Source organism: Massilia aquatica (genome assembly GCF_011682045.1).
Taxonomy (GTDB): Bacteria; Pseudomonadota; Gammaproteobacteria; order Burkholderiales; family Burkholderiaceae_D; genus Telluria_A; species Telluria_A aquatica.
In genome coordinates, this window is record NZ_VVIW01000035.1 from 51,081 (window position 1) to 59,866 (window position 8,786).

General features: G+C 54.3%; 5 protein-coding genes. 2 read left to right on the forward strand and 3 right to left on the reverse strand.

Annotated elements, in window-relative coordinates; translation table 11 throughout:
• The first annotated feature begins 15 nt into the window (after nt 1-15).
• Nucleotides 16-1,521: a competence protein CoiA family protein gene (locus F1609_RS31480; RefSeq protein WP_167081445.1), complete on the forward strand. Its 1,506-nt coding sequence runs from the start codon at nt 16-18 to the stop codon at nt 1,519-1,521.
• Nucleotides 1,522-1,646: 125 nt separating this feature from the next.
• Nucleotides 1,647-6,179, forward strand: coding sequence for a PIN domain-containing protein (locus tag F1609_RS31485; RefSeq protein WP_167081447.1), 4,533 nt, complete (start codon nt 1,647-1,649; stop codon nt 6,177-6,179).
• A 602-nt stretch (nt 6,180-6,781) separates the two neighbouring features.
• Here the strand turns inward: F1609_RS31485 and F1609_RS35290 are convergent.
• From F1609_RS35290 to F1609_RS31495, 3 genes are all read right to left on the reverse strand, one after another.
• A complete protein-coding gene (locus tag F1609_RS35290; protein ID WP_308609586.1) occupies nt 6,782-6,991 on the reverse strand; it encodes a hypothetical protein in 210 nt (69 codons plus the stop codon).
• A complete protein-coding gene (locus F1609_RS31490) occupies nt 6,988-8,019 on the reverse strand; it encodes a hypothetical protein (RefSeq protein WP_308609587.1) in 1,032 nt (343 codons plus the stop codon). Before F1609_RS31490 ends, F1609_RS35290 begins: the two co-directional genes overlap by 4 nt.
• A 91-nt stretch (nt 8,020-8,110) precedes the next feature.
• On the reverse strand, nt 8,111-8,786 hold a 676-nt coding region (locus F1609_RS31495; RefSeq protein WP_167081449.1), incomplete at its 5' end, for a restriction endonuclease.

Below are 8,786 nucleotides of genomic sequence, written 5' to 3' on the forward strand. Positions count from 1 at the left end.
CGGCATCTGGCGAACATGAACTCTACTATCCGAGCTGTCACTTCCGACCCATCACAAACCGCTTTTGGCTTCAAGGCCGGAAGAATGTACGCGCCTGCCGAAGTTGAAGGCGGACTCGCGTGCGATTGTTCTTGTTTTGGATGTGGCGCCATTCTGGTCGCCAAAAAAGGCCAGAAAAATAGGTGGCACTTCGCCCACCACAAGGTTGAAATTGGCGTGACTTGTGCTGAATCTGCAATTCACGCTGCGGCTAAACAAGTACTGCTGGAGCAGAATTGGCTGACAGTTCCGAAATTGACAATCGTCGTTTCGAGTCAGACTAAGCTCGGTCTCATGATGCAAGAGTCGAGCACTCTTTGCGAGCGTCGCACCATTCGTTTTGAACGCTCACTGCCCGAGGTGTGGGAGAGAAATATTCGCCCCGACGTAGTTGGCTATCGAGGGGAAAAAAAGCTCTTGGTCGAGATGTATTTCCGGCACAAAGTCGATACAGATAAGCTAAGAAAAATTGCTGACCTCAAGTTGCCATCGATTGAAATTGACCTTGCGGATATGGACATCTCGACTGGCTTCGAGGCGATTACACAGCGCGTTATTCACGATACCGCCTTCAAATCCTGGCTCTTTTTTCCCAATGAAAGAGAAGAGCGGCATCGACTCCGCATGAGCTTGGCGAAGAGGATACGGCGGGCGAACAACGAACAAAAGGCCAAGGCAGCTGCCGATAAAGAACGCGAGGCGACTCGGCAACGAAAACTTCATGAGGATAGGACGCGGCGTGAGGCAGCGGCTGAGCGGTACCGTCAGATGTCTCCGGAGCACAAGGAACAAGACCTGCGGGAACGCCTCGGTATTGTTGGGCGATGGCCCTACTATCTCCAAAAGGAGAGTGTCGGCGGTAGCGCTATTTCTGAGAAGGCGATGATATGGCAAGCTGCACTTTTTGCTCGATTCATCTTTCATAAAGCTAACCTCGGCTACGACCTCAAACAAAGCCTGATTTTCAGTTGGGTACTGGATAGGTTCGACACCGGAAGCAGCTCTATTGAGGCGGTCAACGTGGAAGTCAGACGTTACCTTGGCTACCTATGCGCGTGTGGCTTTCTCAGAAAGCTCCTGTTCTACCGCCATGAAGGGCAAAGCTATGTAGTTGTCCATGGTGAACTGGCGCCGCCGAAGCGAGTAGAGACGGCGAAGGAAGCCACCCATCAAATTCCGATAGCTGCGAGACCGACACCAGTCGCGCTTGGCACGCACGAGCATTGGATATGGCGTGCCAGTTGGCCAAACTGGAGCGATATTTCCGAAGAGGCCACGAGGCTTATAGCCAGTTCCGAGTACGGGGAATTGCTAGAAGCGCTACTGCAAGAGATATCTCCGGTCAGGCATCCGCGTGAGCCTATTGAGTGCGCGGAAGTAATGAGGGCACATGGAGTTCCACAAGATGCGGTGATGTCGTTCCTTGAAAAGCTTGGGCTCGTCCTAACGACCACTCTCCCGGGGCGCCGCATCCAGCCTTGAAGTACCGACCAACGTGCGCGCGAGGCGGTTCTGAATTCCTTACTGACGGTATTTGATTGCCAGTAAGATGGTGGTAACTAACGGGTTGGCTATTCGACCCATACCGCTAACACTGGAATCATTGCATGGCCACTACACCCAAGCCAAAAGCGGTACCGAAAAAGTCTAAGCCCGCAAAAAAAGGGTGCCCAGCCAAGCGCGGAAAAGCAAAGAAGGTTGCAAGCGCAGCTTCCGTTGGTGGTGCCGGAGGCGCGTTCGAAAATCGCGTTCAAGCCGTGAAGCTTCTAGGACTCGTTCTTGGGACTGCGACACCGGGTGTGCCCGAGTCATCTCGAATCCTACGACTACAATTCCAAGCACGAGTGCACGGGCCACACACAGATGACCTTGTATGTACGGTCGAAGGTGGCAACGGGTTGACCAGTCGCGTCTTAATGCAAATGAAGCGAGGCCTAACCCCACGGAAATCGGACAAGGCTTTCGAGGAGGCCATCGGGAATGCATGGCTTGATTTCAAATCTGTAGACTTCGTCTGGCTGGCCGACCGCTTGGTTATAGTGCACGACGCGTCGAGCTTCCACGACATGCGGGGCGCCCACGACGTAGTCCGCTATGCGCAGCTATCTACCCTGGCCAGCGAATGGATTGAAAAGCTGACAGCAGCAGGTGCCGGCAGCGTTTTGAAACGGAACGCTTTGGCTGCCATTAGAGAGAGTGTTGATGTCTATAGTGACGCGACCGTATCGGATGACGAGCTCTTCCAATTTGCGCGTCATGTCGACTTTTGCAATCATGACCTTGATGTCGAGGGTACGGCAGAGCACCTAAACTACATCAACTTGATTCGTCTGGCTGCGACGCAATGTGGCGTTTCGTTCGACGCCAATCATGTGTGGGCCAGGTTAGTCAGCGCCTGCACAATGTTAAACGCCACATACGGCGCCGTAGATTTCAGCAATCTCGCTTTGGTTATTGGTGGTGACCTCGCCATTTGGTTCGATGCGTATAGAAGCCAGGCCGGGCAGACATCTCTGCGTTTTACCGCCATGTCTGCCATGCCGGCCTCCACCGGTGCAACTCATGCTTCGACCACCGCCTGGGCAGGAATCGTTGGTGGTGCTTCTATCGCGAACACTGGTGCCGACCAGCCTTCAAACGCGCGTTCTGCATCCGTAGATAAGTTAATTTCAGGTCAGCTCGACCACATCAACACGTTCATCAAAGCGTGCAAATATGTAGAAGCGGCGAGTAGCCTCCAGCAAATCGGCCAAAACTTGGGCGCTCTAGACAATCACCAGAGGGCGCGTTGGTATCACATGCGAGGTATCTGCCGTTGGCATCATGACGACGACGATGAGCGAGCGGCTGACGATTTCATCAAAGCGGCCGGCCTATGTGACGACGACGACAAACTGGCGGCAGCACGTGTTAGAGGTTTTTTGCTGAGGCGAGATATCCCTGCCGCCTTAACCGCCGGCGCTGAGGCGCTTGAAAGGTTTCCTGAATCTTTGGCAGTGTGGGCAGCGGTGACGAACGCGCGCTTAGCTAACAAGGAAACTGTTGCCGTAGCTGACATCCCTCGTGAGCACCTGCTTCAAGCAGATGCGTTTCAGCTCGTGTCTTTTGGGATGCACGCCCGCGGCCTTGTAGGTGAAGCGCGCGCCTTAGGAATGGAGGCCCTAAAGCTTGGCACGTCAAATTTCTTCACGCGTAATTCGACGTTGAGCTTTTTGCTTGAGGACATTGCGTCAAATTCTCTAAACTTGTCATTTCGAATGTTGGAGGTAAAGGACAAGGAAGACCTTCGTTTCGTCTTGGCCACGTTTGAACCCCGGCACCAAAATCTTTGGAGCATTGAAGCACCGGCAATCTTATCTGACACCTTGTATAGGCTGGCATTTGGGCATCTCATCTTGGGAAACTTTGGAGAAGCGTTGGCAGTGGTTAGCGAGGCCCGTATTCGTGGAATCGATAATTCCAATATTGGTCGCGTGGAGATGGAGGCCTTGGCTCAACTGGGAAGACGCGATGAAGCGCTCGAAGTTGGGCAAAAGGTTTTGGAATCAATGTCACCAGGTGGGCTTGTCGCATTCGGACAGATAGCGAATTTTGCGCAAAACGTCCCGGCAATTGAGCGCGCTATTGAGGTAGCTGGTCGCCTGCACTCCAGTGAGCAATCAGTGACTGACGCTCTGATTTCCTTGCGATGGGAGGCACTATCGCGCACAGACTTCACAGAGTTAGCCATGACCGAAGTCGGGGCTTTGGACGCCAATTCCATGACCTCTATCTCGATGTTGACTACGGCAGCGAGGCTTCTGCACAAGAATCATCAGGAGGCTCGTGCCGTAGTATTTTCTACCAGAGCGGAAAAGCTTGCTCTAGTCAGTACAGAGCCTGGCGAGAAGTACATGGTTGCATCGCTCTTGTCGTATATGAAGTTGCTAAAGAACGCTGCGGCTCTTTACGAAATGATTTTACCCGCTGGACAATTTAGTGAGTTGCATGGCGAGCTTCTTTACTGTTACGTACGGAGCGGGGCACGTGCGAAAGCCTTAGGTTTGATTCGTAGTTTCCCGGAGGGATGGCAGGATGACGACGTCGCAAGGCGGTTGGCGATTGAGCTTGGTCATGCAGCTGGAGATTGGAGCCTCTTAAGTGGGGTTGTCGATGCTCAGCTTCGAGCGGAGCCGACCAAGGCGATGAGTTGGCTATTTAAGCTGATGGTGGAGATGCGCATCTCACAAGCTCATATGACGCAGGCAATCAGCACACTTCCGCCCCTTTTGCAGGGGTCCATTCATGACCTTGCCCAGCTGGGTAGCGTTGAACTCGCAAATGGGTTCAAAGACGAAGGGATGCTCCGTCTGTATCGGATGCGTCGAAACAACCTCAACAGCGCCGAATCGGCGGCTGCTTATATCTCGACGCACATGCTGGAAGCAAACAACCTCCCTTTACTAAATAGAGAATTTGATACTGTCGAGGCCGGCACAACGGTCACAATCGTAGGTAGTGATGGTGTAGTGTCTACATTTACCCTTGACCCTGATGAGTGCAACGAATTGCCCGAGACAGAAGAATTTCGGTTGTCCACTTCGCCTGCGCTTAAGCAGTTGTTAGGGAAGAGGACGGGTGACCAGTTCGTAGTGGAGGATGTGTTTGGAGGCAGGAAGACCTACACCGTCGCATCTGTGGGCTCCGCTTATAGACGACTGCTGGAACTAGCTAAGGTGTCGTTGAACGTCTCGCTCGAGCCATCAAAGAACTTGAGGTCGATAACCCTCGACGAGGACAAAGACGGGGTCCTGCAATTCGACAAGTTGACCGACCAGCTCAACAAGACGGCAGAAGCGGCAAATGGGGTTCTAGGCTTGTATGAGTCGCATCATTTTACACTTGGCGTTACTGCTCGAATGCTGGGGCGCGATATCGTGACTTTAGTTCGGTCGTGGCCAGCACAAAAACTTGCGCTAGTTGTCGGGGAGGGTTCTGGCGAGATGCGAGATATAGCGCTAGAACTGCTACGCCGGTCCGATGCATCATTTGTGGTGGATGCTGCCACTCTAACGGAGTTGGCCCAGATTGGAAGCCTGAGCGCTTTGGCACTACTCCCCAAAGTACTTGTCAGCACCAGGACACTTGATGTTTTGAAGGGGCGCCTTCTACGGGCCGAGTCAGACCACTCTTCTGGCATAGCAGGCACCGAGAACGGGCGCCTCGTTTTCCATGAAATCACGGCCAAGAACCACAAGCAGGAAATCGCGTTCCTGACGGAATTTTGCGAGAGTGTTGAGCGCTACTGTACGGTTGTGCCAGCATACGGACTTACCACACCACCTTTGCAGCTTTCCGAAGTTGAGTTCGTGGTTTCAGATGAGGAATACGCAGTTCTATTGGTAGCTTTGGAACATCAGTCTACTTTGCTTGCGCTAGACCAGCGCTTCCGCATGATGGCTGAGTACTGCGGTCTAACCGGGGTGTGGCCTCAAGTTTTCCTCATGGAGCAGCTTTCAAAGGGGCAGATGACCCAACGAGACTACTCTCGGGCGAGCCTCCAAATGTTTTTCCGAAATCGAAACTTCGTCTCGCTACGGGCGCAAGACCTGCAAGTTTTAGTGTATCAAGGAGGTGACTGGCTGGACGCCGGCATTCGGCGTTTCGTTAAACACATCGCCCAAGATACGACTGATTTCAATTCGGCGGCCTACGTAACTTTGGACTTCCTTCGGCTCATTATTCGCTCAGGCGGTTGTCAGTTTGGTGTGGTCTTGGAACTGCTTGAGCGTCTCGTTGAAGGACTGTTGCGCCACAAATCCTGCCCTGACCATTTTTCCGAACGTGTCCTTAACTTTCTACGGCAACCCATCAATTCAGGCGAATGGCACGTCGACACGCAAAGCTATTTTCGCTTGGCCGTGAACGCCGCCAAGAGCGCGGCTAGGCGCGAAATTACGGATGCTCCTATACAGGCGCGAGTCCTGTTCTGTACTAGCCCTCCGTTTTTGCTCAATGGTCTTACGAGTCCGTTCTACTTCCAAAACGATGAGACCTCCAAGCGAAAAGACCCTGACACGGTTAGCTCACCAGGCGACTATGCCATTGTGGGCAACGTAGATATCCCCCCACTCACCCCTCAAGACATGTCGACCGGTTAAAGGTCCGCGTACCTAGGCGCGAGGTCTCACGGACGAGTCCTCTAGATTCACTTTGAATACCTAAGAAGGCTAAAACCGTTCCGTATACGGACTTAATCAAAGGAGGGGCTCAACACGCCGCGGTCGATAGGTTGGAAGCGCGCTAAGCGGGATACCATGGGCGCACACTGGGCAGCAGCTAGAGGTGAGGTAGGCGCAGGCAAATCTGCTTGAAGTCTGGCTGGAATACCGGCGCATTCGCGCGAACCGGTATCCCCAAATGGTGAAACAACGGGGGCAAGATGCGAACCTTGGAATTCTCACAGGGTAGGGGGCATCTTTGCCCCAAGAACAACTCTTACCAATAGAGAGAAGTGCGTATTTCACGCAAACGGGACATCTGTTGCGCCGCGAACTGGACAGTCATTTCAGCGCAAACTGGACACGTGTGTTGGTGTCGACGCCAAATTGCCCCACAGCGCCGATTGCGTCTGACCCTAGCGTTGCCGCCGGCGACCGTATCGCGCCAGCGCCTGCGCAAATTCGCCTGGGTCAACGAATTTCGGCCGCTAGGGTCAATTTTGTCCTTGGCACCGACAGTAAGCCAAGTGAATTTAGTCCAGTCAGCTGGCTAGTTGTCGCCCCAGCACCCTCCCAATAAATTCACCCGCGCCACGGCTGGCCGCAATCATCGCCCGCACATCCGCTTTGACCACAGACTCATCCACGCCCGCAGCGCCGGCCGCCGTCATCACGGCCGCGTACGCATCCAGCACGTCCACGCCGGTGATTTCGTAGCCCCATCCTTTTGCTATACCGCGCAACGCGGTCATCCCTGCCTCCAGTGCAAACTCCGGCTGCTTAGCTGCTTAGCTGCATAGTCGCGCGCAGCGCGTATGAGCGTCCGCGGGTCTGACGGACTCCGATTCGCCAGTTCGATAGCCAGTTCAAATAAGTTAGCATCTTTGGCTGCAGCAAACCACTTGCCCTCATTCCCCGGCTGGCTCGCAACCAAGTCTCGCAAAATTGTCTTGCGCTGCATGTGCGGATACTTCTTCGCTAAGGCTTTGAATGTCGCCAAATTGGTCGTCGCATACGTTGCCGCAACAGCATAACGTGCATAAGCTTCATCCGCGAAGCCCGCGTCCAACAAAACACCCTCATAGAACGCTGCAATGGCTGTCAAGGGCGCGTTCAGCCCCTTCGAGTCCTCAGCGTAGCGGATAGCCTCCGCGTGCTTGTCGGCCGCAGCCAGGGCCTTGGCGCCCCACATTCGGTTGTGCCATGACTTATGCCGGTACTCAGACTTTGCAATCAGCTCCAACAGCTCGTTGTGACGACCTGACGCATACAGCGCGCTCAGGCAAGCAGTCGTACCTTTGTAGTATCCGTACTCTCCAGTGCGCACACAGTGCTCCCACATTGTCGTCAGCGTCGGGGACGAATAGTCAGCCCAGTACGACGCAATCTCGGGCGTCATGCACAGTTCGCCCCAGAATTCCCCCAGGTACTCCAGGTAAGGCATGTCATCTTCTTGAAGGGCGTCCCACAGACGTTCGAGCCACTTCTGACGCACAGCGCCGCTGACATCAGCCTTTGTGATTATTGGGACGAGCGCCTCGATGGCACGATTGACGGCCGAACCAATTCCACCGGAACTGCTGTCAACCTGCTCGATGGCTGGCGCCAGCTTTTCCAGGAAGAGCACCGCGCCCTCGGCCGCTAGGACCGGCTCCTTCTTAGCGATTGCCTTGATTTCAGCGAGGGCCTCTTTGATGCGGAGGATAGGCGTGCTGGACTTCCAGCCGAAGGCGTTGCGACGGAAGCGTGGGGCGAACTGCCATTTATATTTTGTAGCCATGAGCTGATTGTGGAGAGGGCTTTCGTTTAGACGTGCCACAGGTGAGGCGGCTGGGCACCAAGATACCCGTGACATTCTAGTATGAGGGGCGTTACTCCACTTTCAGGACGCCCCGGCATCCTGGAAACGTCGAGCAACCCCAAAAGGCATTGCCATCTGCGCCCACCTTCTTGGAGCTCCGAAGGACCATAGGAGCGCGGCATTTTGGACATCGACGACTAACTTCCGCCGTCTGAGGCAAAGGCTGATTCAACCCCGGGTGTGCGAGCTCCGAGGAGTCCTCCTTTCGGGTCTCCGCCACCATTCGCAGCATCTCAGACGTATCCACAAGTTTGATGGCGCGTCCCTGGGCAAAACTGAGAGCATCGGGAGTGAAGTCCCCGGACGCCACGACGAACCCGCCTACTGCACTTTCGGCAGTCATTACTCCGTAGAGCTCCCGGACAGTGGCAACGCCAACTTTAAGTGATTTCCATTGCTTGCATTGGACCAGGTACTTGTCTGACCCCATCCGCAGCTCCACATCTACTCCGCCGTCTGGCTCTGCGCCACCTCGCTCGATTACCTTAAAACCCTTGCGCCGAAATACCTCAGCCGTGAGGCTCTCGAACTCACGCCAAGATATTTTTTCCAGGGCTGCCTGAGGTGTACTGTCAATAGCGGACACTCTTGTTTCAAGCCGCCTATCGCTGTTTGCTGAAATTTTCAGCGAACAATGCAGGCGGAACATTGCCAAGGCGCGAGTGGCGCCGCTGGCGGTTATAGAA

Excerpts from the sequence above, each read along its gene's own strand:
- F1609_RS31490 (WP_308609587.1), bottom strand. The coding sequence starts at position 8,019 with ATGGCTACAAAATATAAATGGCAGTTCGCCCCACGCTTCCGTCGCAAC.
- F1609_RS31485 (WP_167081447.1), top strand. The coding sequence starts at position 1,647 with ATGGCCACTACACCCAAGCCAAAAGCGGTACCGAAAAAGTCTAAGCCC.
- F1609_RS31480 (WP_167081445.1), top strand. The coding sequence starts at position 16 with ATGAACTCTACTATCCGAGCTGTCACTTCCGACCCATCACAAACCGCT.
- F1609_RS35290 (WP_308609586.1), bottom strand. The coding sequence starts at position 6,991 with ATGACCGCGTTGCGCGGTATAGCAAAAGGATGGGGCTACGAAATCACC.